Annotated in this window: 25 protein-coding genes; 1 reads left to right on the top strand and 24 read right to left on the bottom strand. The window is 69.7% G+C overall.

The genetic code is table 11. The annotated features are described in order from the left end of the window. Window positions 1-35: 35 nt before the first annotated feature. The 3 genes from nrdE to nrdH form a co-directional block, all read right to left on the bottom strand. A complete protein-coding gene (gene nrdE / locus ATL41_RS12215) occupies window positions 36-2,171 on the bottom strand; it encodes a class 1b ribonucleoside-diphosphate reductase subunit alpha (protein WP_098458717.1) in 2,136 nt (711 codons plus the stop codon). Further along, window positions 2,168-2,584, bottom strand: coding sequence for a class Ib ribonucleoside-diphosphate reductase assembly flavoprotein NrdI (gene nrdI / locus ATL41_RS12210; protein ID WP_098458716.1), 417 nt, complete (start codon window positions 2,582-2,584; stop codon window positions 2,168-2,170). The genes nrdE and nrdI overlap by 4 nt, the downstream gene beginning before the upstream one ends. 129 nt (window positions 2,585-2,713) lie before the next feature. Then, the gene (gene nrdH / locus ATL41_RS12205; RefSeq protein WP_098458715.1) at window positions 2,714-2,959 is read right to left on the bottom strand and encodes a glutaredoxin-like protein NrdH; all 246 of its coding nucleotides are present in this window, start codon (window positions 2,957-2,959) and stop codon (window positions 2,714-2,716) included. 516 nt (window positions 2,960-3,475) lie between these two features. Here nrdH and ATL41_RS12200 point away from each other — a divergent pair. Then, window positions 3,476-4,471, top strand: a complete 996-nt coding sequence (locus ATL41_RS12200) for an acetylxylan esterase (RefSeq protein ID WP_098458714.1) — start codon at window positions 3,476-3,478, stop codon at window positions 4,469-4,471. An 82-nt stretch (window positions 4,472-4,553) separates the two neighbouring features. Here the strand turns inward: ATL41_RS12200 and ATL41_RS12195 are convergent, their stop codons facing one another. The 21 genes from ATL41_RS12195 to ATL41_RS12095 form a co-directional block, all read right to left on the bottom strand. Beyond that, complete coding sequence (locus ATL41_RS12195; protein ID WP_098458713.1) at window positions 4,554-5,996, bottom strand: GH1 family beta-glucosidase; 1,443 nt, start codon at window positions 5,994-5,996, stop codon at window positions 4,554-4,556. A gap of 193 nt (window positions 5,997-6,189) precedes the next feature. Further along, the gene (gene yicI, locus ATL41_RS12190) at window positions 6,190-8,454 is read right to left on the bottom strand and encodes an alpha-xylosidase (protein WP_098458712.1); all 2,265 of its coding nucleotides are present in this window, start codon (window positions 8,452-8,454) and stop codon (window positions 6,190-6,192) included. Window positions 8,455-8,499: 45 nt separating this feature from the next. Continuing rightward, window positions 8,500-9,528 carry a LacI family DNA-binding transcriptional regulator gene (locus tag ATL41_RS12185; protein WP_098458711.1) on the bottom strand — a complete coding sequence of 343 codons (1,029 nt, stop codon included), beginning with the start codon at window positions 9,526-9,528 and terminating at the stop codon, window positions 8,500-8,502. Window positions 9,529-9,737: 209 nt separating this feature from the next. Beyond that, window positions 9,738-10,958 (bottom strand): N-acetylglucosamine-6-phosphate deacetylase, encoded by a 1,221-nt coding sequence (locus ATL41_RS12180; protein ID WP_098458710.1) that lies wholly within the window; start codon window positions 10,956-10,958, stop codon window positions 9,738-9,740. Between the two features lie 118 nt (window positions 10,959-11,076). After that, window positions 11,077-11,967: a carbohydrate ABC transporter permease gene (locus ATL41_RS12175; RefSeq protein ID WP_098458709.1), complete on the bottom strand. Its 891-nt coding sequence runs from the start codon at window positions 11,965-11,967 to the stop codon at window positions 11,077-11,079. Between the two features lies 1 nt (window position 11,968). Next, window positions 11,969-12,940 carry a carbohydrate ABC transporter permease gene (locus ATL41_RS12170; protein WP_098458708.1) on the bottom strand — a complete coding sequence of 324 codons (972 nt, stop codon included), beginning with the start codon at window positions 12,938-12,940 and terminating at the stop codon, window positions 11,969-11,971. 90 nt (window positions 12,941-13,030) lie between these two features. Beyond that, complete coding sequence (locus ATL41_RS12165; protein WP_098458707.1) at window positions 13,031-14,338, bottom strand: ABC transporter substrate-binding protein; 1,308 nt, start codon at window positions 14,336-14,338, stop codon at window positions 13,031-13,033. Between the two features lie 65 nt (window positions 14,339-14,403). After that, window positions 14,404-14,652 (bottom strand): hypothetical protein, encoded by a 249-nt coding sequence (locus tag ATL41_RS12160; RefSeq protein WP_098458706.1) that lies wholly within the window; start codon window positions 14,650-14,652, stop codon window positions 14,404-14,406. 185 nt (window positions 14,653-14,837) lie between these two features. Continuing rightward, complete coding sequence (gene nucS / locus ATL41_RS12155; RefSeq protein ID WP_098458705.1) at window positions 14,838-15,533, bottom strand: endonuclease NucS; 696 nt, start codon at window positions 15,531-15,533, stop codon at window positions 14,838-14,840. Between the two features lie 32 nt (window positions 15,534-15,565). After that, a complete protein-coding gene (locus ATL41_RS12150) occupies window positions 15,566-15,979 on the bottom strand; it encodes a DUF2550 domain-containing protein (protein ID WP_098458704.1) in 414 nt (137 codons plus the stop codon). Window positions 15,980-16,000: 21 nt separating this feature from the next. Next, window positions 16,001-16,270, bottom strand: coding sequence for a F0F1 ATP synthase subunit epsilon (locus ATL41_RS12145; protein ID WP_098458703.1), 270 nt, complete (start codon window positions 16,268-16,270; stop codon window positions 16,001-16,003). 43 nt (window positions 16,271-16,313) lie between these two features. Further along, complete coding sequence (gene atpD / locus ATL41_RS12140; protein ID WP_098458702.1) at window positions 16,314-17,795, bottom strand: F0F1 ATP synthase subunit beta; 1,482 nt, start codon at window positions 17,793-17,795, stop codon at window positions 16,314-16,316. 76 nt (window positions 17,796-17,871) lie between these two features. Next, window positions 17,872-18,768, bottom strand: a complete 897-nt coding sequence (locus ATL41_RS12135) for a F0F1 ATP synthase subunit gamma (RefSeq protein ID WP_098458701.1) — start codon at window positions 18,766-18,768, stop codon at window positions 17,872-17,874. A 4-nt stretch (window positions 18,769-18,772) separates the two neighbouring features. After that, entirely contained in the window at window positions 18,773-20,404 is a 1,632-nt protein-coding gene (gene atpA / locus ATL41_RS12130) for a F0F1 ATP synthase subunit alpha (RefSeq protein WP_098458700.1), read from the bottom strand. A 97-nt stretch (window positions 20,405-20,501) separates the two neighbouring features. Then, window positions 20,502-21,317 (bottom strand): F0F1 ATP synthase subunit delta, encoded by an 816-nt coding sequence (locus ATL41_RS12125; protein WP_098458699.1) that lies wholly within the window; start codon window positions 21,315-21,317, stop codon window positions 20,502-20,504. Then, the gene (locus tag ATL41_RS12120) at window positions 21,317-21,877 is read right to left on the bottom strand and encodes a F0F1 ATP synthase subunit B (protein WP_245854830.1); all 561 of its coding nucleotides are present in this window, start codon (window positions 21,875-21,877) and stop codon (window positions 21,317-21,319) included. The genes ATL41_RS12125 and ATL41_RS12120 overlap by 1 nt, the downstream gene beginning before the upstream one ends. A gap of 2 nt (window positions 21,878-21,879) precedes the next feature. Next, window positions 21,880-22,101, bottom strand: coding sequence for an ATP synthase F0 subunit C (gene atpE / locus ATL41_RS12115; protein ID WP_425432686.1), 222 nt, complete (start codon window positions 22,099-22,101; stop codon window positions 21,880-21,882). A 96-nt stretch (window positions 22,102-22,197) separates the two neighbouring features. Then, window positions 22,198-22,980, bottom strand: a complete 783-nt coding sequence (atpB, locus tag ATL41_RS12110) for a F0F1 ATP synthase subunit A (RefSeq protein ID WP_245854826.1) — start codon at window positions 22,978-22,980, stop codon at window positions 22,198-22,200. Between the two features lie 276 nt (window positions 22,981-23,256). Continuing rightward, window positions 23,257-23,703, bottom strand: coding sequence for a Cg1360 family ATP-synthase-associated protein (locus tag ATL41_RS12105; protein WP_098458696.1), 447 nt, complete (start codon window positions 23,701-23,703; stop codon window positions 23,257-23,259). Continuing rightward, window positions 23,693-24,829: an MraY family glycosyltransferase gene (locus ATL41_RS12100; RefSeq protein WP_098458695.1), complete on the bottom strand. Its 1,137-nt coding sequence runs from the start codon at window positions 24,827-24,829 to the stop codon at window positions 23,693-23,695. The genes ATL41_RS12105 and ATL41_RS12100 overlap by 11 nt, the downstream gene beginning before the upstream one ends. Continuing rightward, window positions 24,826-25,527 (bottom strand): L-threonylcarbamoyladenylate synthase, encoded by a 702-nt coding sequence (locus ATL41_RS12095; protein WP_098459091.1) that lies wholly within the window; start codon window positions 25,525-25,527, stop codon window positions 24,826-24,828. Before ATL41_RS12095 ends, ATL41_RS12100 begins: the two co-directional genes overlap by 4 nt. Window position 25,528: the final 1 nt, after the last annotated feature.

The raw sequence follows: 25,528 nt of genomic DNA, 5'->3' as shown, positions 1-25,528 counted from the left end.
GTTCGGGCAGTGTGTGCGGGGCTGGCGTTCTCAGGTCAGAGCATGCAGGAGACGCAGCCCTCGACCTCGGTCCCCTCGAGCGCCAGCTGGCGCAGCCGGATGTAGTAGATGGTCTTGATCCCCTTGCGCCACGCGTAGATCTGCGCCTTGTTGATGTCGCGCGTCGTGGCGGTGTCCTTGAAGAAGAGCGTCAGGGACAGGCCCTGGTCCACGTGCTGCGTCGCCGCGGCGTACGTGTCGATGATCTTCTCGTAGCCGATCTCGTACGAGTCCTGGTAGTACTCCAGGTTGTCGTTCGTCATGTAGGGAGCCGGGTAGTAGACGCGCCCGATCTTGCCCTCCTTGCGGATCTCGATCTTCGACGCGATCGGGTGGATCGAGGACGTCGCGTTGTTGATGTAGGAGATCGAACCGGTCGGCGGCACAGCCTGCAGGTTCTGGTTGTAGATGCCGTGCTCCATGACGGAAGCCTTGAGCGCGCGCCAGTCGTCCTGCGTCGGGATCGCGACGCCGGCCTTCTCGAACAGCTCGCGGCCGCGCTCGGTGACCGGCACCCACTCCTGCTCGGTGTACTTGTCGAAGAACTCGCCGCTCGCGTACTTCGAGTCCGCGAAGCCCTCGAACGTCGTGCCACGCTCGATCGCGATCTTGTTCGAGGCGCGCAGCGCGTGGAACAGCACCGTCATGAAGTAGATGTTGGTGAAGTCGATGCCTTCCTCGGAGCCGTAGAAGACCCGCTCACGGGCGAGGTACCCGTGGAGGTTCATCTGGCCGAGGCCGATCGCGTGCGACTTGTCGTTGCCGTCCTCGACGGAACGGACCGAGCTGATGTGGCTCTGGTCGGAGACCGACGTCAGGCCGCGGATCGCCGTCTCGATCGTGCGTCCGAAGTCCGGGGAGTCCATGACCTTGGCGATGTTGAGCGAGCCGAGGTTGCAGGAGATGTCCTTGCCGATGACGTCGTAGGACAGGTCCTCGTTGTACGTGGTCGGGGTGTTGACCTGGAGGATCTCCGAGCACAGGTTCGACATGTTGATCCGGCCCTTGATCGGGTTGGCCCGGTTCACGGTGTCCTCGAACACGATGTACGGGTAGCCCGACTCGAACTGGATCTCGGCGATCGTCTGGAAGAACTCGCGCGCGTTGAGCTTCGTCTTGCGGATCCGCGAGTCCTCGACCATCTCGTGGTACTTCTCGGTGATCGAGATGTCCGCGAACGGCACGCCGTACACGCGCTCGACGTCGTACGGCGAGAACAGGTACATCGACTCGTTCTTGCGGGCGAGCTCGAACGTGATGTCGGGGATGACGACGCCGAGGGACAGCGTCTTGATGCGGATCTTCTCGTCGGCGTTCTCGCGCTTGGTGTCGAGGAACTTCATGATGTCCGGGTGGTGCGCCGAGAGGTACACCGCTCCCGCACCCTGGCGCGCACCGAGCTGGTTCGCATAGGAGAAGGAGTCCTCGAGGAGCTTCATCACGGGGATGATGCCCGAGGACTGGTTCTGGATCTGCTTGATCGGCGCGCCGGCCTCGCGGATGTTCGAGAGAAGGAGCGCGACACCGCCGCCGCGCTTCGAGAGCTGCAGCGAGGAGTTGATCGCGCGGGCGATCGACTCCATGTTGTCCTCGATGCGCAGCAGGAAGCAGCTGACGAGCTCGCCGCGCTGCGCCTTGCCGGCGTTGAGGAAGGTCGGCGTGGCCGGCTGGAAGCGGCCCGCGAGGATCTCGTCGACGAGGCTCTCGGCGAGGGCCTCGTCGCCCTGGGCCAGCATGAGCGCGGTCATGACGACGCGGTCCTCGAAGCGCTCGAGGTAGCGCTTCCCGTCGAACGTCTTGAGCGTGTACGACGTGTAGTACTTGAACGCGCCGAGGAACGTCTCGAAGCGGAACTTCTTGGCGTACGCACGGTCGTTGAGCGCGGAGACGAACTCGAACGAGTACTGGTCGAGGACGGCCTTCTCGTAGTACTCGTGCTCGACCAGGTAGTCGAGACGCTCGCGCAGGTTGTGGAAGAAGACGGTGTTCTGGTTGACGTGCTGCAGGAAGTACGCGCGCGCCGCCTCACGGTCCTTGTCGAACTGGATCTCTCCGTTCGGGCCGTACAGGTTCAGCATCGCATTGAGCGCGTGGTAGTCGAGCTCGTCGTCGTGGGCCGCCGGGACGGTCATGCCGAGATCCGTGACTGTCGTAGCCAAAACTGCCTCAATCCTTCGCGGACGCGCGTGACGTCCTCAGTGGTGCCCAAGAGCTCGAACCCGTACAGGTACGGGACGTCGCACTTGGCGGAGATGATCGGACCGGCGATGCAGTACGCGTCGCCGAAGTTGGTGTTCCCTGCGGCGATCACGCCGCGCAGGAGCTTCCTGTTGTGCGGGTCGTTGAGGAACCTCACGACCTGCTTGGGTACGGCGCCGGAGTCCTTCCCGCCGCCGTACGTCGGGACCATCAGGACGTACGGCTCGTCGACCTGGAGCGGCTCCTCCCGGGGGAACAGCGGGATGCGCTGCGCCGGGAGGCCGAGCTTCTCGACGAACCGGTGGGTGTTCTCCGACGCGCTGGAGAAGTACACGAGCGAGGACACGCTGCTCCCCTCCTGTGCGTCGGGACGAGCGAGCGTCCCGACCGACTGGCTCGACGGCGTTGTGGCGCCTGACGGTCGGGTGGCGTCCGCGACGCCGTGCCCGGCCGGGGGCCGGGCACGTCGACAGGGTCAGGCGACGGCAGTGGCCTTCTCAGCGGCGAGCGCCGCGATCTGGTCGGGGCGGAAGCCCGACCAGTGGGTGTCGCCGGCGACGACGACGGGGGCCTGCATGTAGCCGAGCGAGCGGACCATGTCGAGCGCCTCGGCGTCCTGGCTGATGTCGACGACCGTGTACTCCAAGCCGCGCTTGTCGAGCGCGCGGTAGGTGGCGTCGCACTGCACGCAGGCCGGCTTGCTGTAGACGGTGATGCTCATGTCACGTGTCCCCTCGGGTCGGATTGGCCCGCATACCAGCGGTGTTATTACGTTCGTGTGGTTCAGGCCGGTCGTGCTGCGGCGGGCTTGTGGTCCTCGCGTCGACCTGACTGCATCAACACTACACCTAGGGGTCGAGCAAAGCCACCACCCCTAGGTGTTGTGAATGACACGGATGTCATCCCATCACTCGGGGCCCGTGGACAACCGTGTGCAAACCCTGTGGACCGCCGTCCAGGACACCCGCGAGGGCGTCCCGGACGGCTCCGACAGCGACACCGCCGCGCGCGCCTGGAACTGCGGTCACAGGCCACGCGCGCCGTCCCCGAACCGTCTCCCCCAGTCTCCCCGGACCCTCTGACACCCGTGGACGACGGTCGTCCACAACCGGTGGACGAGCTGCCGTCGCGTCGTCGCCGTCGGCGCGCACGAGGGTCATATCGTGGACCGCGGTGGTGTCGAGCGACGACGCCCGGCCCTGACCGCCACCCACCCGCACGACGAACGAGGAGAGCGATGCCGCTCTACGACCTGCCCCTCGACGAGCTCGTCTCGTACCGGCCCGACGTGGCCGAGCCCGACGACTTCGACGCGTTCTGGCGCGAGACGATCGAGTCCGCCCGCGCCCACGACACCCCCGTCCACCGCACACCGGTCGACACCCCGCTCGCGCTCGTCGACGTCTTCGACGTGACGTTCCCGGGTTTCGACGGTCACCCCGTCAAGGCGTGGCTCACAGTACCCCGCGGGCGCAGCGGCCCGCTGCCCGCCGTCGTCCACTACAACGGCTACGGCGGCGGCCGCGGCCTGCCGCACCAGCGTCTCCTGTGGGCGGCAGCCGGCTACGCGTACCTGTTCATGGACACGCGCGGCCAGGGCGGCACGTGGGGCGACGGCGGGCAGACACCCGACCCGGTCGGCACCGGGCCGTCCCACCCTGGCGTCATGACGCAGGGCATCACGGACCCGCACGACCACTACTACCGGCGCATGTTCACGGACGCCGTGCGCGCGGTCGACGCCGTCCGCACCTTCCCCGAGGTCGACGCCGCGCGCGTCGCCGTGACCGGCGGCAGCCAGGGCGGGGGCACGGCCCTCGCCGTCGCAGGCCTCGTGCCCGACCTGTGGGCGGTCATGGCCGACGTGCCGTTCCTGTGCCACATCAGGCGCGCCGTCGGGCTCGTCGACTCGAGCCCCTACCACGAGATCACGAAGTTCCTGTCGGTCAACCGCCACCTCGAGGAGACCGCCTTCCGGACGCTCTCCTACATCGACGCCGTCAACCACGCTCGCCGCGCGGCCGCCCCGCTCCTCGCGTCGGTCGCGCTGCGGGACCCGATCTGCCCGCCATCGACCGTGTACGCGGCGTACAACCACTACGGGCGGCCCGGCTCGCTGGGCGCGAGCGACCGCACGATGGAGGTGTACCCGCACAACGAGCACGAGGGTGGCGGCGGCTTCCAGGAGGCCCGTCAGCTCGAGTGGCTCGCCGGGCTCGCAGCGCGGGAGTGACGGCCGGCTGACGGCCGTGGGCGCACCACGACGCGCGAGAGGGCCGTACCCCCGTCCGGGGTGCGGCCCTCTCGCGTCGGGCTCAGCGGCCGGCGTAGTCGATCGGCGCGACGGGCGGGAGCTGCTTCGTCGTCACGAGCGTGCGGTACCAGAAGGCCGAGTCCTTCCAGGTGCGCTCGAGCGTGTCGTAGTCGACCCGGATGATGCCGAAGCGACGGTCGTAGCCCCAGGCCCACTCGAAGTTGTCGAGGAGCGACCACGCGAAGTAGCCGCGCACGTCGGCACCCGCGTCCATCGCCTGTCCGACGGCGTCGATGTGGTCGTGGAGGTACGCGACGCGCATGTCGTCGTGCACCCGGCCGTCCTCGGAGACCGTGTCGGCGAAGGCCGCGCCGTTCTCGGTGATGACGAGCGGCAGGCCCGGGTACCGGTCCGTGAGCCGCGCCAGGAGCTCGGTCATGCCGGTCGGGTCGATGCCCCAGCCCATGGCGGTGTGCGGGCCGGGCTTCGCCGGGAACTCGACGTCCTCGCAGCCGGTCCACGGCGTCGCGTCGGTGACCTTGTGGCCGTCGGCCATCTCGGGCGTGCCCTCGCCGTCGAACGCCTTGACGATGTTGGTGTCGTAGTAGTTCACGCCGAGGTTGGTCAGCGGGACGTGGATGGTCTCGAGGTCGCCGTCCTGGACGAAGGACCAGTCGGTGAGGCTCGCGGTGTCGGCGAGCAGGTTCTCCGGGTACGCGCCCTCGAGGAGCGGCCCGAGGAAGACGCCGTTGCCGACGGCGTCGATGCGGCGCGCGGCCTCGCGGTCGGCAGCCGACTGTGTGTCGTGCGGGCGCACGACGTGGATGTTGAGCGTGATCGAGACGCGCGCGTCGTCGCCGAGGACCGAGCGGATCGCGCGGGCGGCGAGGCCGTGACCGAGGTTGAGGTGGTGCGCGGCGGCGAGCGCGGCCGGGCCCTCCTTGCGACCCGGGGCGTGGGCGCCCGAGCCGTAGCCGAGGAAGGCGGAGCACCACGGCTCGTTGAGGGTCGTCCACGTGTGGACGCGGTCACCGAGCGTCTCGGCCATGAGGCGTGCGTACTCGCCGAACCGCTCGGCGGTCTCGCGCGCGGGCCAGCCGCCGGCGTCCTCGAGCTCCTGCGGGAGGTCCCAGTGGTAGAGCGTCGCGACGGGCTTGATGCCCGCCTCGAGGAGCGCGTCGACGAGGTTCGAGTAGAACGCGACGCCCTCGGGGTTGAGCGGGCCGGAGCCGTGCGGCTGGACGCGCGACCAGGAGATCGAGAAGCGGTAGGCGTCGAGGCCGAGGTTCTTGATGTGCTCGAGGTCTTCGGCCCAGCGGTGGTAGTGGTCGTCGGCGACGTCGCCGGTCTCGCCGTTGAGGACCTTGCCGGGGGTGCGGGAGAACGTGTCCCAGATCGACGGGGTGCGGCCGCCCTCGTCGGCGGCTCCCTCGATCTGGTAGGAGGCGGTCGCGGCGCCCCAGACGAAGTCCTCGGGGAACGTGCGGGCGGTGGTGTCGGCCATCGTCTCTGCTTTCTGGGACGGGTGTCGGAAATATGTCCGTGGGAACGCTCTCACACCCCACGAGACCTTTCAAGGGATCATCTCGAAACGATTCGAGATGGGTGGACGGTGGTGCAGTCGAGCCGACCGTCGTCGCGGCCCCCCGCAGGGGCCGCGACGACGGTGAGGGACGAGGGAGCCAGGCCCCGGCGTCCTACAGGTCGATCACGGCGCCCGACGGGCCACCCTCGACCACGCGGTCGCCCACCTGCACGCGCCACGGCTTCGTCGACGCGGACGTGACGCGCACCTGCGCGCCCTCGCGCACGACGTCGAACAGCGTGTCCGGGCCGCCGACCGCCTGGGCCGCGGGCACCGCCGTCGTGCCCGCGTAGCCGTCAGGCAGCTCGAACAGGCGCAGCGTGACGCCGTCCGCCCAGTCGTACTCGGGGGAATGCGTCCCGGCGCCGACCGGCAGCACCGTGCCCGGGCGCACGAGCAGGGGCAGCGAGTCGAAGCCGTACTGCTCCGTGACCCACCGCGGCCCCGTCAGCTGGTGGCCGTCGAGCAGGTGCGTCCACGTGCCCTCCGGCACGTAGTACGTCACCGTGCCGTCCGCCGTGAACACCGGCGCCACGAGCAGCGACTCGCCCAGCATGTACTGCGTCTCGATCGTCGCGACGCTCGGGTCCTCGGGGAACTCGAGCAGCATCGGGCGCGCCATCGGCGTGCCGGCCCCGTACGCGTCGCGGGCCGCGCCCGCGAGGTACGGCATGAGCGAGAGCTTGAGCCGCGTGAACAGGCGCGTGACGTCGACAGCCTCGTCGTCGAAAGCCCACGGCACGCGGTACGACGACGAGCCGTGCAGCCGCGAGTGCGACGACAGCAGCCCGAACGCGAGCCACCGCTTGAACACCGCCGGGTCAGGCGTGCCCTCGAAGCCTCCGATGTCGTGGCTCCAGTAGCCGAAGCCCGAGAACGCGAGCGACAGACCACCGCGCAGCGACTCCCCCATCGCCTCGAAGGTCGAGAAGCAGTCACCGCCCCAGTGCACCGGGAACTGCTGACCGCCCGCCGTCGCGGACCGGGCGAACAGCACCGCCTCGCCCTCACCGCGGCGCTCCTCGAGAAGGTCGAAGACCGCCTTGTTGTAGGCCTGCGTGTAGTAGTTGTGCATGCGCGCCGGGTCGGAACCGTCGTGCCAGACGACGTCCGTCGGGATGCGCTCGCCGAAGTCCGTCTTGAACGCGTCGACACCCTGGTCGAGAAGCCGGGAGAGCTTGCTCGTGTACCACTCGGTCGCGTCCGGGTTGGTGAAGTCGACGAGGCCCATGCCGGCCTGCCACAGGTCCCACTGCCACACCGAGCCGTCCGGGCGCTTGACGAGGTAGCCCTTCTCGGCCCCCTCGGCGAACAGCGGCGACCGCTGCGCGATGTACGGGTTGATCCAGGCGCAGATGCGCAGGCCCTTCGCCTTGAGTCGCTCGAGCATCGCCTCAGGCTCCGGGAAGGTGCGCGGGTCCCACTCGAAGTCGCACCAGTTGAACTCGCGCATCCAGTGGCAGTCGAAGTGGAAGACGCTCAGCGGCAGGTCGCGCTCGGCCATCCCGTCGATGAAGCTCGTGACCGTGGCCTCGTCGTAGTCGGTCGTGAACGACGTCGACAGCCACAGGCCGTACGACCAGTCGGGCACGCGCGCCGGGCGCCCCGTGAGCGCGGTGTAGCGCTCGAGGATCGCCTTGGGCGTCGCGCCGTAGATCACGAAGTACTCGAGGGACTGCGACTCGACGCTGAACTGCGTCCGCGAGACGACCTCGGAGCCGACCTCGAACGACACGAGCTCGGGCTGGTTGACGAAGACGCCGTAGCCGCGGTCCGTGAGGTAGAACGGCACGTTCTTGTAGGCCTGCTCGGACGACGTGCCGCCGTCGGCCTGCCAGACGTCGACCGTCTGGCCGTTCTTGACGACCGGCCCGAAGCGCTCGCCCAGGCCGTAGACGTGCTCGCCGACGGACAGCGAGAGCTGCTCGTGCGTGTACGTGCGCCCCTCGTCGTCGGTCACGACGCCGACGGACTTCGGCAGCGAGCTCGTCAGGACGCGGCCGTCCGCCTCGAAGTCGACGCGCCACGTGTCGCCGCGGTGGACGCGGACGCTCAGCGCGCCCGAGGTCAGCACCCCGGCCTCGTCGGTGACCTCGACCGTCGGGGCGAAGTCCTCGTCCTCGGCGACCTGGAAGTGCGGGCCATCGTCGCGCGCGCCCGCGTGGTGCGTGATGCGCACCCGCACGACGTCCTCGATAGGCGCCGAGTACTCGAGCGTGAGGAGGGTGCGGTTGAGCGCGTCGCCACGCCCCTCGATCCGCTTGGTCGGTGCGTAGACCGTGAGGCTCCGCTCGCCGGGCCAGACGTCGTAGGCCTGGGCTGCGAACTGCGGGTGCATGCCCTCGCGGACGCACCAGTAGCCGTCGGTGAACTTCATGGCACTCCTTGCCGGGTGTCTCGTGGCGGGCTCAGGGCCCGTGGTTCAGCGGTCGCGCGGAGGCGCGACGGAGTCGCCGGGCGCGAGCGCGCACGGCACGAGGATGGGCTCGGTCGGGGCCTCGCCGCCCTCGACGAGGTCCAGCAGCGTCTCGACGGCGTGCCGCGCGAGGCGCTCGGCGGGGACCTCGAGGGAGGTGAGCTGGGGCTCGGCGAGAGCGCCGACGCCGCGGGAGGTCGCGATCGCGAGGACGGACAGGTCTCCGGGGACGTCGACCCCGCGGCGACGTGCCTGCGCGAGCAGACCGAAGCCGGCGGTCTCGTTCATGAGGACGACGGCGGTCGGTGCGGGTGCCGCACCGAGCAGCGCGTCGAGCGCACCGCGCCCGCCCGCGGCGTCCTCGTCGGCCCACACGTGCGTGCCGACGACGCCGTGCGCGCGGGTCGCGGTGGCGAACGCAGCCTCGGCGCGGACGCTCGGCCCATACCCCCGCCGCTGGCTCGCCTCGGAATGGTTGACGAACCCGATCTGTCGGTGCCCCTCAGCGGCGAGGAGCGCGACGGCCTCGTCGACCGCCGCGTCGAAGTCGATGTCGACGCACGCGCGGCCTTCGGTGCGGGCGGGGCGGCCGAGCGTCACGAACGGCACGTCGACCTTCTCGAGCGTCGCGACGCGCGCGTCGTCGAGCGAAACCTCGAGGAACACCACGCCGTCGACGGCGCCGCCGAGCACGAGGTCCTGGATCTCGGCGGCGTCCTGCTCCTCGGTGCCGAGGCCGGGCCAGACGGCGACGTGGTTGTCGCGGGCGCGGGCCGCGCGGGCGGCCTGCGTGACGATCTCGGAGAGGGTGCCGCCGAGCGCGTTCTCGGTCGACGGGAGGACGAGGGCGATCGTGCGGCTGCGCTTGCTCGCGAGCGAGCGTGCGGCGGCGTTGCGGCGGTAGCCGAGCTCGATCATCGCGGCCTCGACGCGGGCGCGCGTCGCGTCCGAGATGGGTCGCGTCTTGTTGATCACGTAGGAGACCGTGCTCAGCGACACGCCTGCGTGCCGGGCTACGTCCTGCATCGTCGCCATGGATCCCTGACCTCGTCGTCGTGCGCGGTGTGCGCGGGGCGCGCCGGGTGGCGCTGGACTGGGTGAACGCTTGGTGAAGCGCTTCGATGACCAACTATCGCACACACGACCGGCGCGCCGTCAAGCGCGACCGACGAGCGCCGTCGCGCAGCCCACCGGACGGCGACGACCAGCCCCGACCACCGGGCCCGACGACCAGGCGCCTGGCCCTAGGCCACCCACGCCCCCGCGCGCGCCACCCGACGCACCGAGAGGTCCGGACCCAGCACCAGGACGTCCGCACGCGCCCCCGCCGCGAGCCGGCCCAGGTCGGAGCGCCCCAGCACCGCAGCAGGCGTCGACGTCACCGCGCGGACGGCGTCCACGAGCGGCACGCCGCCCTCGACCGTCACCCGTAGCACCTCGGCCAGGTGCGCGGTGCCGCCCGCGATCGACCCGCCGTGCGTCAGGCGGGCCACCCCGTCCACGACCGTCACGTCCTGCGAGCCGAGCCGGTACGCGCCGTCGGGCATGCCTGCGGCCGCCATCGCGTCCGTCACGAGCGCGACGTTGCCCGCACCCACCATGTCGAAGACGTCCCGCACGAGCGCCGGGTGCACGTGCGTACCGTCGGCGACGAGCTCGACGACCGCGCGGCCGCGCGCGGCCGCCGCGAGGCAGTCCGGGACCGGCCCGGCCTCCCGGTGCGCGAGCGGGCGCATGCCGTTGAACAGGTGCGTGACCGTCGGGCGGCGCGAGCGCACGCCGTCAGCCCCGAGGCGGACGAACGACTCCTCGAGGGCCGCCCGCATCTCCCCCGCCGCCGCGTCCGTGTGACCGAAGGACGGCAGCGCGCCCACCTCGGCAAGGGCGTCCGCGACACCGGCAGGACCTGCCACGCCGGGCACCTCGGGCGCGACCGTCATCGTCACGAGGTGGCCGCGCGCGACGCGCGCGACCTCGCGCACGAGGTCAGGGTCGGGCACCTGCATGAGCGTCGGGTCCTGCGCACCGCACCGGTCGGCCGACAGGAACGGCCCCTCGAGGTGGATGCCCGCGATCTCCCCCGCGTCCGCGAGGTCCGCGAGCACGGCGGTGCGCTCGAGGAGCGTCTCGCGCGACGCCGTCACGAGGGACGCGACGAGCGACGTCGTCCCCGCGCGCAGGTGCTCGCGCGCCGCGACGGCGGCCGTCGCGACGTCGGGCGAGTCCGGGAAGCTCGAGCCCCCGCCACCGTGGCAGTGCAGGTCGATCAACCCAGGGACGAGCACGTCGTCCGTCGGCGCAAGGTCCACGACGAGCGTCGACCACGCCGAGGCGCGTGCCTCCTCGCACGGCGCGACGAGAGCGATCGTGTCGCCCTCGACCACGACGACGGCGTCCTCCAGGACGCCCTCGTCCATCACCACGCGTCCACGCGACGCCCACCCGCTGAGCTCGTTCTCGGCCATGCGCCTATCGTCTCGCGTCCGCGGGCCAGGTCCCGTAGGACCCACCGAGACACGCCCGCGACCTGGCGGGACACGGCATCGCCCCACGGGGGAAGGGAGCGACGCCGTGGGGGGGCGGTTACTTGACCGCGCCCGCGGTGACCCCCCGCGTCAGCGTGCGCTGGAACAGGAGGAAGAACACCAGGGTCGGGACGAGCGAGACGAGCGTGCCCGCGTTGAGCGTCGGCACGTCGAGCATGCGATCGCCCTGGAGCGACGCGAGGGCGATCGGCACTGTCTGCGTGTCGTTCGTCGTGAGCATGACGAGCGGGATGAAGAACTCGTTCCACGTCCAGATGAAGAAGAAGATCAGCAGGACGCTCATCGTCGGACGCACGACCGGGTAGACGATGCTCCACAGCATCCGCCAGCGGCCCGCGCCGTCGAGCGCGGCCGCCTCGAGCAGCGCCGGCGGGAACGAACCGAGCACGGACGCGAGCAGGTAGGTCCCGAACGCCGCCTGGATGACCGTGAAGATCAGCACGATGGACCACGGCGAGTTGTTCAGCCCGATGCTCTGCATCATCGTGAACAGCGGGTAGACGAGCATCTCCTGCGGCAGCATGTTCGCCAGCAGGAAGAGCGCGACGATCCACAGCCGGCCGCGCACCCGCCCCACGCCGAGGGCGTACGCGTTGAGGAGCGAGACGACGACGGCGAACAGCGCGACGAGCGCCGACGTCCACACGGAGTTCCAGAGCTTCGTCTCGAAGCCCACACGCTCCCAGAACGTGCCGAGACCGTCGAAGTACAACGACTCGGGCAGCGTCAGCGGGCCGTTCGCGGAGTAGTCCGCCGGCGACTTGAAGGCGTTGAGCAGCATGATGACGAACGGCGCGAGCATCAGCACGCCGACGATCACGGTCACGGCGAGGACGACCCACTGCCCGACCGTCCGGGTGCGGCGCTTGGTCCGTCCCGGGCTCGCGGTGGGGGTCGCCGTCCTCGGCGCGGTGGTCACGGTGGCCATGTCAGCGGCCCTCCTCTTCACGCTTGGCGCTCAGGTTCTGGAAGAGCTGGATGACGAGGGCGACGACGATGATGACCACCGTGAGGACCGTCGCGATCGCCGAGCCGTAGCCCACCTTCGACTTGTCGAAGAAGTTGAGGAACGAGTAATACGACGGCACGAGCGTCGAGGCCTCGGGCCCGCCACGCGTCAGGACGTAGATCGGCGCGAACACCTTGAGCGCCGCGATCGTGCACGTGAGCGAGACGACGAACGTCTCAGGCTTGATCTGCGGGAGCGTGATCGCGCGGAACCGGCGCCACCAGCCCGCGCCGTCGAGCTCCGCCGCTTCGTACAGCTCAGGGTCGACGCGCTGCAGCGCCGACATGAAGATGACCGTCGGGTAGCCGATCTGCATCCAGATCAGGACGAGCATCACGGACGGCATGGCCGTGCCCGGGTCGCCCAGCCAGTTCGGCGGGCTGTCCACGCCGAGACCCCGGAGGATCTCGTTGACCGCGCCCGTCTGGGAGTTGAGCACCCAGTTCCACAAGATGCCCGCGACGGACACCGGGAGGATCTGCGGCAGGTAGTAGGTCGCGCGGAGGAATGACGCCGTGCGCGAGCCGAAGTGCTTGCCGACATAGTCGAACAGCACCGCGGCGAGCACGAGGCCGATGAGGGTCGGGACGATCACCATCGCGACGATCATCGACACGGAGTTCTGGAAGGAGAGCCAGAACTGCTCGTCCTGCATGAGGTTCTGGTAGTTCTCGAGCCCGACGAACCGCTTGGGGGCGTTGCCACCCTTCCAGCGGTGCAGGGAGTACCAGATGTTCAGCACGAACGGCACGCCGATGATCGCGGCGAAGCCGATGCCGCCCGGCAGCAGGTACCACCAGTACGGCGACGGCCGCCAGGAGCGGCGCGGCCGCCGGACGGGGACGTCCTGCTGAGCCTCGCGCGTGCCCGCGGCGGAAGTAGGAGCTGGCATCGTTCTCTTCTCTCGGTGGCCGTTCGGCCCGTCGGCCGCCTGCCCGCAGGGGGATGGGCAGGCGACCGACGGAGTGTGACGCTCGGGGCCTCAGCCCTCGAGCAGGTCTGCCTTGCCCTCGACGTACGGGGCCCTGAGCTGGTCGAGGACCTCGGTCGGGGACTTGGACTGGTTCGCGAGCGACTGGAGCGCGCTGACGATCTGGTCGTAGTAGCCGGCGACGGGCCAGTCGGGGTAGAACGCGAGGCCGTCGGTGGCGTTGATGTCCGCGAAGGCCTTCGTGAACTCCTGCGTCTTCGGGTCGCTGATCGCCGCCGGGTCGCCAGCGACCGGGAGGCCGCCCTTCTCACCGAGAATGTTCTGCACCTCGGGGCGCAGCGTGATGTCGATGAAGTCGACCGCGAGGTCCTTGTTCTTCGCGTTCTCCGGGACGACCCAGAGGTTGCCGGACGACCCGGTGTGCAGGGAGTTGCCCGGGAAGAGGAACTGGCCCCAGTCGTACTGGATCTCCTCGACGAGGCGGCCGAACCACCACGAGCCGGAGACCATCATCGGGTACTTGCCGGAGATGAAGGCGGTGCCCATGTCCTCGGCGGTCAGGCCCGCGACGTCATCGGCCACGTAGCCCGCCTTGATCCACGCGTCGAGCTTCTCCGTCCCGGCCTGCATGGCGGGGCCGTGGAAGTCGACGTCGTTCTGGAAGAGCTGGTAGTCGTTGACGAACTGGCGGTCGGCGTTCGCGAGCACGAGGTTGTACCAGAGCTGTCCGAGCGGGTACTCGGCCCCGGCCTCCGCGAGCGGCGTGATGCCCGCCTCGACGAACGTGTCCATGACCGACTCGAGCTCGGCGAGCGTCGTCGGGACCTCGAGGCCGTGCTCGGCGAACATGTCCTTGTTGTAGAAGACCGACACGTACTCACCGTAGTTCGGCACGCCGTACCACTCGCCGCCGCCCATGAGGCCGCGCTCGTCGTACCGGGCGGTGGTCTGCAGCGACGAGGCGAGCTTGTCGCCCCAGCCGAGCTCCTCGGCGTCCTCGGTGAGCGACGTGAGCAGGCCCTGCGAGGCGAGCTGCCCGGCGGTCGCGTTGCCCTTGTTGTACTCCATGACGTCGGGGACGTCGTTGCCGGTGAGCACGATCTTGGCGTTCTTCTGGATGGCCTCGAACGTCTGGTTCTCGACCTTGACCTCCACGCCGGGGTGCTCGGCCTTGAAGATCTCGATCGCCTTCGCCCACGCCTGCCCCATCGCGGAGGCGTCGGACTCGTAGTGCCAGATCGTCAGCGAGCCGTCACCGCTCGCGGCCTCGTCGGAGCCGCCGCCCGAGCAGGCGGTCAGCGCCAGGGGCACCGCGACGAGGGCTGCGACCAGCCCTGCGCGTCGGTTGAGCTTCTTCATCGTTCTCTCCTCTTCGAGATGGATGGACATCCTTGTGCGGCGCCGCGGGCGCGCGCCGCTCGGCTTCAGCGTCCCCGCGCTGACGGCGCGCTGCTGGCGGCAGCACGGCGCTCGTGGGACCCGTCGCACCAGGTGCGTGCAGGCACCGCGGCGACCGACGGGGTCGCGCTCGTGGTCACGATCGCGAGGGCCGGGTGCGCGACGCGGGTCGTGGTACATGCGGCGGGGGGGCCCGTGCGGGCCGCGCGCAGCTCGCCGGAGGCGGCGCGGAGGGACGCGTACGCAAGCATCGCTGCGTCCGTCGTCGTCACCATGTCGGTCTCCTCAGGCTCCGTCGCCCGCCGCCGTCGGAGCTGACGGCCTGCGCTATCGAAGCGCTTCCGTGAAGCGCTTCGATAGTGAGTATCAAGGCCCGGCGGCGGGTAAGTCAACCTAAGAAGGTCAAGATGTGGTCACGACCGCGCGCGACGGCGGCCGCGGCCCCCGAGCGCAGCGCGGCTCAGAAGAGGCGCGAGTCCACGTCGTCCACGCCGCGCATCGCGTCGTAGTCGAGAACGACGCATCGGATGCCCCGGTCCTCCGCGAGGACGCGGGCCTGCGGCTTGATCTCCTGGGCGGCGAGGACGCCCTGCACGGGAGCCAGGAGCGGGTCGCGGTTGAGCAGGTCGAGGTAGCGCGTGAGCTGCTCGACCCCGTCGATCTCCGCGCGGCGCTTGATCTCTACCGCGACAGCAGCGCCCTGCGGGTCGCGGGCGAGGATGTCGACCGGCCCGATCGCCGTCATGTACTCGCGGCGCACGAGCGTGTGCCCCGCGCCGAGGATCTCGATCTGCTCGGCGAGCATCGCCTGGAGGTGAGCCTCGACGCCGTCCTTGATGAGGCCGGGGTCGATGCCGAGCACGTGCTCGCTGTCGTGGAAGACCTCGTGGAGCTCGATCTCGAGACGGTCGTCGCTCTTCGCGTGCTGGACCGTCCAGATCTCGGTGACCCCGGACTCGGCCTCGGCCTCGTCGGCCGGGCGGACGGCCATCGCGCAGGGCGGGCTCATCCAGTTCAAGGGCTTGTACGAGCCACCGTCCGAGTGGAGCAGGACGCTCCCGTCAGCCTTGACGACGATGAGCCGTCGGGCGAGCGGGAGGTGAGCCGAGAGCCGGCCCGTGTAGTGAGCCGAGCACTCGGCGATCACCAGTCTCACGAGAGCTGCCTACCTGGAGGGTTGGTGCCGCGCTAGGCGACGGCGCCGTGGGAGCTCGGCGGCGCCGACTCGAGCCACGACGTGAGGCCTGCGTAGGCCTGGACGGACATGATGAGGACGAGCTCGTCGCCCTGATAGCTGCAGCGGACGACGTACTGCTCGTCGTCGCCCTCGACAAGGTCACGCGAGACGACCTCGAGCGCTCCGCGGGACCACGACTCGGCTGGCCTCGGGCTGAGCGACCAGCGTCGCCACCAGTCGAGACGACCGACGCCGTAGTGCGCGATCCCCTTGACGGGCGCGGGATGGCTCGGCCCCACGGGGACGACCGAGCACTCGAACGACCCGACCCGGTGCCCGAGGGACCTCTGGCGGGACCCGACGAAGAAGGCGACCACCAGGACGAGCGCGGCAAGGATCGCGAAGATCCAACCCACGTACGTCATCCTGGTGGTCGCCTCAGGTCGTCAGCCGGCGACCGGCTGCTCGGCGGAGTCCGCGACGACGGTCACCCGGTCGGAGTCGACCGAGACGAAGCCGCCGGCCACCGCGATGGAGACCGTAGCGCCGTTCGCGGGCGTCACGCGGACGGTGCCGTCCTTGAGCAGCGCGAGGAGCGGCGTGTGCCCGGCGAGGATGCCGACCTCGCCGTCGTGCGCGGGGGCGACGACGCTTCGCGCCTCGCCCGACCACACGTGCCGGTCAGCCGCGACGATGTCGACGGTGAGCTCTGCCACTGGGACTCCTACTCTGATCTCTCGGCCTGGTCAGCGTACGGCGTCAGACGCCGTACTCCTTCTGGATCCGGGCCCAGTTGCGCTCGAGGTCCTCGAGGCCACCGATGTTGAAGAACGCCTGCTCGGACATGTGGTCGAACTCGCCGTCAGCGATCTTCTTGAACGCCTCGATCGTCTCCGACAGCGGGACGGTCGAGCCGGGCACGTTCGTGAACTGCTCGGCCATGTAGGTGTTCTGCGAGAGGAACTGCTGGATGCGGCGGGCGCGACCGACGACGGTCTTGTCCTCTTCCGAGAGTTCGTCGACACCGAGGATCGCGATGATGTCCTGGAGCTCCTTGTTGCGCTGCAGGATCGACTTCACGCGGGTCGCGACGTCGTAGTGCTCCTGGCCCACGTAGCGCGGGTCGAGGATGCGGGACGTCGAGGCGAGCGGGTCGATGGCCGGGTAGAGACCGCGCGAGGCGATCTCACGGCTGAGCTCGGTCGTCGCGTCGAGGTGCGCGAACGTGGTGGCCGGGGCCGGGTCGGTGTAGTCGTCAGCGGGCACGTAGATGGCCTGCAGCGACGTGATCGAGTGGCCGCGGGTCGACGTGATGCGCTCCTGGAGCTGACCCATCTCGTCGGCGAGGTTCGGCTGGTAGCCGACCGCCGAGGGCATGCGACCCAGGAGGGTCGAGACCTCGGAGCCCGCCTGCGTGAAGCGGAAGATGTTGTCGATGAACAGGAGCACGTCCTGCTTCTGCACGTCACGGAAGTACTCGGCCATCGTCAGGGCCGAGAGGGCGACGCGCAGACGCGTGCCCGGCGGCTCGTCCATCTGGCCGAAGACGAGCGCGGTCTGGTTGATGACGCCCGACTCGGTCATCTCGTCGATGAGGTCGTTGCCCTCACGCGTGCGCTCGCCGACACCGGCGAACACGGAGACACCGTTGTGGTTGTTCGCGACGCGGTAGATCATCTCCTGGATCAGGACCGTCTTGCCGACGCCAGCACCACCGAAGAGGCCGATCTTTCCACCCTGCACGTACGGGGTGAGAAGGTCGATCGACTTGATGCCCGTCTCGAACATCTGCGTCTTCGACTCGAGCTGGTCGAACTTCGGGGCGGTGCGGTGGATGGGCCAGCGCTCGGTGACCTCGATGACCTCGCCCGGCTTGGCGTTGAGCACCTCGCCGGTCACGTCGAAGACGTGGCCCTTGGTGACGTCGCCGACGGGGACGGAGATCGGGGCGCCGGTGTCACGGACCTGCGCGCCGCGGACGAGGCCGTCCGTCGGCTTGAGCGCGATCGCGCGGACCATCGAGTCACCCAGGTGCTGGGCCACCTCGAGGTTCAGCGTGAAGGTCTTCTCGCCCTCACCCTGCGCGGACAGGTCGATGTCGACCTGGAGCGCGTTGTACATCTCCGGGAGCTGGTCCGCGGGGAACTCGATGTCCACGACCGCGCCGATGACACGGGCGACGCGACCGACTCCGGGCGTCTTGGCGCCTGCGGCACCGTTCTCAACAGTGGTGGCAGTCATGACTTCTTGCCTCGCTTCACAAGGCCGGAGGTCGCTCCGGCGGGGACGTTGCTTGCTACGGGGGTGAGCGGCGCCATCATGAGGCCGCCAGTGCGTCTGCGCCGGAGACGATCTCGGAGATCTCCTGCGTGATCTCGGCCTGACGCGCCGAGTTGGCGAGGCGCGTGTAGGTCCGGATCAGGTCCTCGGCGTTGTCGGTCGCGGTGTGCATCGCGCGCTGGCGGGCAGCCAGCTCGGACGCAGCCGCCTGGAGCAGCGCGGCGAAGATGCGGCGCCGCACGTACCGCGGGAGCAGAGCGTCGAGCACCGCGTCGGCGGACGGCTCGAACTCGTAGAGCGGGAGCGCGTCGTGCTCGCCGGGCTCCTCGACGCCCTCGACGACCTCGAGCGGCAGGAGACGGATGACGCGGGGACGCTGCGTGACCATGTTGACGAACTGCGTGTACACGACGTGCAGCTCGCCGACGCCGCCCTCCTCGGCCGGAGCGCGGAACGCCGCCAGGAGCCGGTCGGCGATCTCGTTGGCGACCTCGACGGTCGGAGCGTCGGAGTCGCCGGACCACTCGCCCGCGAGCTCGTGCCCGCGGAACGAGAAGTACTGGAGACCGCGGCGTCCGGCGACGTAGAGGTCGACCTCCTTGCCCTCGGACTTCAGGCGCTCGATCAGCCGCTCCGCCTCGCGGATGACGCTCGCCGAGTAGGCGCCCGCCATGCCGCGGTCGGAGGTGACGAGGAGCACGGCGACGCGATTCGTGTCGGTCCGCTCCGTCAGGAGCGGGTGGTCGACGTGAGCGTGCGACGCCGCAGCGGACAGCGCACGCGTGAGCGCCTCCGAGTACGGGGTCGCTGCTGCGACGCGGTTCCGTGCCTTGCCGATGCGCGAGGCTGCGATGAGCTCCATCGCGCGGAAGATCTTCTTCAGCGACTGGGTCGACCGGATCCGCTGCCGGTAGACGCGCTGCTGACCCGCCATCGGCTCAGGCCTTCTTCTGGCGGACGATCTGCTCCTGCTCGACCGGCGCCGCCTCGTCCTCGTCGTCGGCCTGGCCGATGAGCGGGGTGCCGTCGGCCTTGAGGAAGCCGGAGCGGAACGTGTCGACGGCGGCGGCGAGCGCCTCCTCGGTGTCCCCCTCGAGCTTGCCCGTGGTCGCGATGGTCGTCAGGACGTCGGTGTTGCGGCGCAGGTGGTCGAGCAGCTCCGACTCGAACCGGCGGACGTCCTCGATCGGGACGTCGTCCAGCTTGCCCTTGGTACCGGCCCAGATCGACGCGACCTGGTCCTCGACCGGGTACGGCGAGTACTGGCCCTGCTTGAGCAGCTCCATGAGGCGGGCACCACGAGTGAGCTGCGCCTTGGAGGCCGAGTCGAGGTCGGACGCGAACATCGCGAAGGCCTCGAGCGAGCGGTACTGCGCGAGGTCGAGCTTGAGCGTGCCGGAGACCTTCTTCATGGCCTTGATCTGCGCCGAGCCACCGACTCGCGAGACCGAGATACCGACGTCGACCGCAGGACGCTGGTCAGCGTTGAAGAGGTCGGACTGGAGGAAGATCTGGCCGTCGGTGATCGAGATGACGTTCGTCGGGATGTACGCCGAGACGTCGTTCGCCTTCGTCTCGATGACGGGCAGGCCGGTCATCGAGCCCGCGCCGAGCTCGTCCGAGAGCTTCGCGCAACGCTCGAGCAGGCGGGAGTGCAGGTAGAAGACGTCACCCGGGTAGGCCTCGCGGCCCGGCGGACGCCGCAGGAGCAGCGACACCGCACGGTAGGCCTCAGCCTGCTTGGACAGGTCGTCGAAGACGATGAGGACGTGCTTGCCCTGGTACATCCAGTGCTGGCCGATGGCCGAGCCCGTGTACGGCGCGAGGTACTTGAAGCCAGCCGGGTCAGAGGCGGGGGCGGCGACGATCGTCGTGTACTCGAGCGCACCGGCGTCCTCGAGCGCACCGCGGACCGACGCGATCGTCGAGCCCTTCTGGCCGATCGCGACGTAGATGCAGCGGACCTGCTTGTCGGGGTCGCCCGAGTCCCAGTTGGCCTTCTGGTTGATGATCGTGTCGATCGCGATCGCCGTCTTGCCGGTCTGGCGGTCACCGATGATGAGCTGACGCTGGCCGCGACCGATCGGGATCATCGCGTCGATCGCCTTGAGGCCGGTCTGCAGCGGTTCGTGGACCGACTTGCGGGCCATGACGCCCGGCGCCTGGAGCTCGAGGGCGCGGCGGCCCTCGGTCGCGATCTCGCCGAGGCCGTCGATCGGCTGACCGAGCGGGTCGACGACGCGGCCCAGGTAGCCCTCGCCGACGGGGACCGAGAGGACCTCGCCCGTGCGGTGGACCGTCTGACCCTCCTCGATGCCCGTGAACTCGCCGAGGATCACGACGCCGATCTCGCGGACGTCGAGGTTGAGGGCGAGACCCAGGGTGCCGTCCTCGAACCGCACGAGCTCGTTCGCCATGACGCCGGGCAGGCCCTCGACCTGGGCGATGCCGTCAGCCGCAAGGGTGACGCGACCGACCTCTTCGGTCACGGTCTTCTGGGGCTCGTAGGACTTCACGAAGCTGTCCAGCGCAGCCCGGATCTCCTCGGGCCGGATCGTCAGCTCAGCCATTGCTTGTCTCCTGTCATGACCGCCGTGCGGTCTCACGTTCATCTGTGCGCGACCCGTGAGGGCCGCAGGTGCGATCGGTGCGCCGGGGGCGCCTTGACTAGCTCGCCATCCGGCGTCGCGCGTCGGTCATCCTGCTCAGGACGGTCGCGTCCACGACGTCGTCGCCGACCTGGATGTGCAGGCCGCCGATCACGGCGGGGTCCACCGTGAAGTTGAGCTGCACCTCCTTGCCGTACGCCTGCGCGAGGATGCGGCCGAGCCGGTCGAGCTGCGCCTCCGAGAAGGGCTGGCTCGCGGTCACGACGGCGACCAGGCGGTCGCGGAGCTCCGCGGCGATGCTCGAGTACCACGTGAGCGTCGCGACGAAGCGGCGACCACGGGGGTGGCTCGTGGCTCGGCGTGCGAGCCGCTGCGTCACCTCGTCACCGCGGCCCGCGAGGACCGAGTCGAGGAGCCGCACGCGGTCCTCGGTCGTGACTCCCGGCGCGCTGAGCGCCGAGCGTGCCTCACGCGAGCCGAGCAGCGACCGCATGATCGTGAACAGCTCGTCCTCGACCACCTGGAGCTGCCCGCGGGTACGGGCCGAGACCAGCAGCGAGGCGACGGCGAGGTGCTCGACGGCTTCCACGAGGTCGTCGTCGGCCGTCCAGCGCTCCACGACGAGGCCCGCGACGGCGTCGACCACACGCTGGTCGAAGCCGTTGCCGAGGACCTGGCGGACGAGCGCGACCTTGCTGTCCCCCGGACGTGCCGGGTCAGCGAGGGCGCGGACGAGCGCCTTCGAGGAGTCGAGCGCGTCGAGGACGGCGAACAGCTGCTCCCCGATCACGCTCGCATCGTCGCCGGCCGCGGTGAGGACGGGCTCGAAGCCCGACCACACGGTCGACAGCGATCGCTGGCTGGTACCCCGCATCACTTCTCCTTGACGGTTCCGGACAGAGCAGACGACTCGAGCTCGTCGAGGAAGCGGTCGACGACACGCGACTGGCGCGCCACGTCGTCGAGCGACTCGCCGACGATCTTCGAGGCGAGCTCGGTCGCGAGCGCACCGACGTCGGCGCGGAGCGAGACGGCAGCCGCCTGACGCTCGGCCTCGATCTGGCGCTTCGCGGTCTCGAGGAGGCGCGCGGCCTCCTGCGAGGCCTTCTCACGAGCCTCGACGACGATCTGGTTCGCCTCGCTGCGGGCGTCGTCACGCACCCGAGCAGCCTCGGTGCGCGCCTCGAGGAGCAGACGCTCCTGCTCGGCGGCCGAAGCTTCCGCCTGCTCCTTCGCCGTGTCGGCGAAGGCGAGACCGGCCTCGATCTTCTCGGTGCGCTCGTCGAGGATCCGGTTGAAGACCGGGAGGACGAGCTTGCCGAGGACGAAGGCGATGATGACGAAGCAGACGGCCGACCAGACGATGTCGTACGTGGCAGGGCGCAGGATCGACTGCTCCGAGCCCTCGGCTGCCAGGATCGTTGCGGTGAGCACGATCAGAAGACGAAGCCAGCGGCGAAGCCGATGAGGCCGAGGGCCTCGATCGTGGCCAGACCGATGAACATGTTGGTGCGCAGCGCGCCGGCGACCTCAGGCTGGCGAGCCGTGGCCTCCTGCGTCTTGGCGACCATGATGCCGAGGCCGATGCCCGGGCCGAGCGCCGCGAGGCCGTAGCCGACGGTCGCGATGTTGCCCGTGATCTCAGCGAGGTTCGAGATTTCCACCGAATTGCTTCCTTCCATCGTGGGTGGGGGATCCCCCACCCATGGTGTTGACGACGAGCCGGTCCGCGACCCGTCGGAACGAGGGACCCGTCAGTGGGCTTCCTCGGACAGATTGATGTAGACCGCCGTGAGCAGCGTGAAGATGTACGCCTGCAGCGCTGCGATGAAGAGCTCGAAGCCCGTGAAGGCGAGCCCTGCGGCGAGGGTGACCGCGCCGACCGCCTTGATCGCGCCGGCAGCCTCGAGGAAGAGGTAGTGCGTCGCGGCGAAGCAGAGGACGAGGAGCAGGTGCCCGGCGACCATGTTCACCAGGAGACGGACGGCGAGCGTCGCCGGCCGCAGGATGAACGTCGAGATGATCTCGATCGGCGTCAGGATGAAGTAGATCGGCCACGGCACGCCGGACGGGAAGAGCGAGCTCTTGAAGTAGTGCAGGCCGCCCTGCTTGCGGATGCCCGCGGCGATGAACGCGACGTACGAGACGAGCGCGAGGACGATCGGGAAGCCGATGAGCGAGGACCCGGCAATGTTCAGGCCGGGGACGATGCCCGTGATGTTCATCGCGAACACCGCGAGGAAGATGATCGTCAGCAGAGAAACGTGCTTGCGCGCGTTCTTCTTGCCGATGATGTCCTCAGCGATGGAGACGCGGACGAAGTCCAGGATCATCTCGAGCCCACCCTGGAAGCGCCCGGGCACGAGTCGCGCCCGGCGAGCACCGATCGCGAAGATCGTCACGAGGACGAGCGTCGCGATCACACGGACCAGGGTGATCCGGTTGAACTCGAAGATCGTTCCCTCGAACAGGATGGCGCCCGGGAAGAAGTCGGCGAGCGTGGGGACATGGAAGCCCCCGTCGCCGGCGGCGAGCACAGTGGCACCGAGGTGGTTCAGGGCGGACAGGATGAGCTCCCAAGCTTTCGCGTCGACGCACGGGCCGATCGAGCCGTAGCCGGCCCGACGCGCGTCCGTCGGACTACATTGTCGGAATCGGGTCCAAGACTAACCCATCGCCTGGTGTCCCAGGGCCGTAAGTCCGGGCTGCAGTGTGACGTGGACGACATTTTTCGCAGGCATCCTCGCCAGGGCGATTCGGGACGTAGGTCCCACGGCCCTCCAGGGCGCAGCAGAGCCCCGCGCGCCCCCAGGTCAGGCGCTTGCGCCCGGGTCCTCCCCTGGCTCGACGTGCGGCACACGCGCCGCAGCAAGACCGCGCATCTCGACGACGAGAGACCCGAGGATCGCGAGCGTCAGCACGACGAACAGCACGACCTTGTCGTAGAACTCCTGGTCCTTGAGAACGACGAGCACGACGACGAGGACGATCATCTTGCCGAGCCACGCCCCCGCGGCCGACGCCGTCGTCACGTGGATCGGCTTGTCCGCGGTGGCATACATGATCACCGCGGTCGTCAGCGAGAACAGCGCCGCGATCGCCGCGCCGATGAGCGCGCCCCACAGCCCCTCGGTGCCGCGCACGAGGAACCCGACGAGCGCGCCGAGGACCGTGAGGGACCCGACGAAGACCACGACGTCGCGCAGCACGGCGCCGAACGCGGTGCGCACGGCGGAGGACGGGGCGGGCTCAGGCGACATGGTTCTCCTCGGGGACGGTGTCGGGCGGTGCGGGTCGGGACCGCTGCGGGCGCAGGGGCCCGAGCGTCAGCGCGAGCGCGACGAGCGCCCCCACTCCCAGCCCCACGGCGGCCTGCGCCACAGTGAACGTAATGAGGGACGCGGCTCCGAACGCGAAGACCGCGGTCCACAGGTACATGAGCACCACCGCACGGCGGTGCGTGTGCCCGAGCGCGAGCAGCCGGTGGTGCAGGTGCATGCGGTCGGGATGGAACGGCGACTTGCCCTGGCTGACGCGGCGCACGACGGCGAGCATCATGTCGAGCAGCGGGAGCACGAGCACCGCGAGCGGCAGCAGGATCGGCAGGAACGCCGGCACGGCCTGGCCCTCGGACAGGCGGGCCGGGTCGATGCGGCCCGTGACGACGATCGCGGCCGCCGCGATGACGAGGCCGATGAGCATCGAGCCGGAGTCACCCATGAAGATCCGCGACGGGTGGAAGTTGTGCGGCAGGAACCCGAGGCAGACGCCGACGAGCGCGACCGTCGCGAGGCTCGCGAGGTCCGAGTAGTCGGTCGGGTTCGTGTCCTGCGTGAGGAGGTACGTGTACCCGAAGAACGCCGTCCCGCCGATCGCGATGAGCCCCGCGGCGAGTCCGTCGAGCCCGTCGACGAAGTTGACCGCGTTCATCGCGACGACGACGACGAGCACGGTCGCGAACAGGGACAGCCGGCTCGAGCCGATCGTCACGCCCGCGATCGGTACGGTGATGAGCTGGACGCCCTGCCACGCCATGACGCCGGCCGCGAGGACCTGCCCCGCGAGCTTGGTCATCCAGTCGAGGTCCCAGATGTCGTCGGCGACCCCGAGGAGGCAGACGATCGTCGCGCCCAGGAGGATCGCCCACGCCTCGTTCGAGGCGGTGAAGACTCGTTCGAGGAATGGCATCCGGGACGCGAGGACGAACGCCGCCCAGAGGCCGAGCAGCATGGCGATACCGCCGAGCCGGGGCGTCGGGATCTGGTGGACGTCGCGCGCCCGCACAGCGGTCATCGCGCCGGTGCGCATCGCGACCCAGCGGGCGAGCGGCGTGGTGAGGAGGGTGACGCACGCGGCGACGAGTGCGACGAGGAGGTAGACCCTCACGCGCTGCCCGCCGCGTCGCCGGGTCCCGCGTCGCCGTCGGACCCTGCTGCGCCGTCGTCCTCCCCGACGTCGAGGATGCTGGGGACGATCTCGCGCAGGTCGGCGACGCCGATCGCGCCCGCCCGCACGACTCGCATGCGCGGCCCGGTCGCGTCGACGATCGTCGACGCCACACCGCCGGGAGCCGCACCGCCGTCGAGGTAGACCTGCACGGAGTCGCCGAGCTGGTCGTGCGCCTCCTGGGCGGTCATCGCGGCTGGCTGGCCCGTGCGGTTCGCGCTCGAGACGGCGAGCGGACCCGTGCGGCGCAGCAGCGCGAGCGCGGCAGGGTGGTCAGGCATGCGCAGCGCGACGGTGCCGTGCGTCTCGCCGAGGTCCCAGGCGAGCATCGGCTGCGCCGTGAGGATCACGGTGAGCCCGCCCGGCCAGAAGCGCTCGACGAGCGCGCGGACGTCGTCGGTCACGTCGGTCGCGAGACCGTCGAGGGTACGGACGTCCGGCACGAGGACGGGTGGCGGCATCTGCCGGCCGCGGCCCTTGGCCGCGAGGAGCGCGGCGACCGCGTCGGCGTCGAAGGCGTCGGCGCCGATGCCGTAGACGGTGTCGGTGGGCAGGACGACGACGGCGCCGCGCTGCAGCGCTGCGACGGCCTCGTCGAGCGACGGTCCCCAGGACTGCGGATCGTCGACCTTCAGGATC

The organism is Flavimobilis soli (assembly GCF_002564025.1).
Taxonomy (GTDB): Bacteria; Actinomycetota; Actinomycetes; order Actinomycetales; family Cellulomonadaceae; genus Flavimobilis; species Flavimobilis soli.
This window is presented reverse-complemented; position numbering and strand designations above follow the sequence as displayed.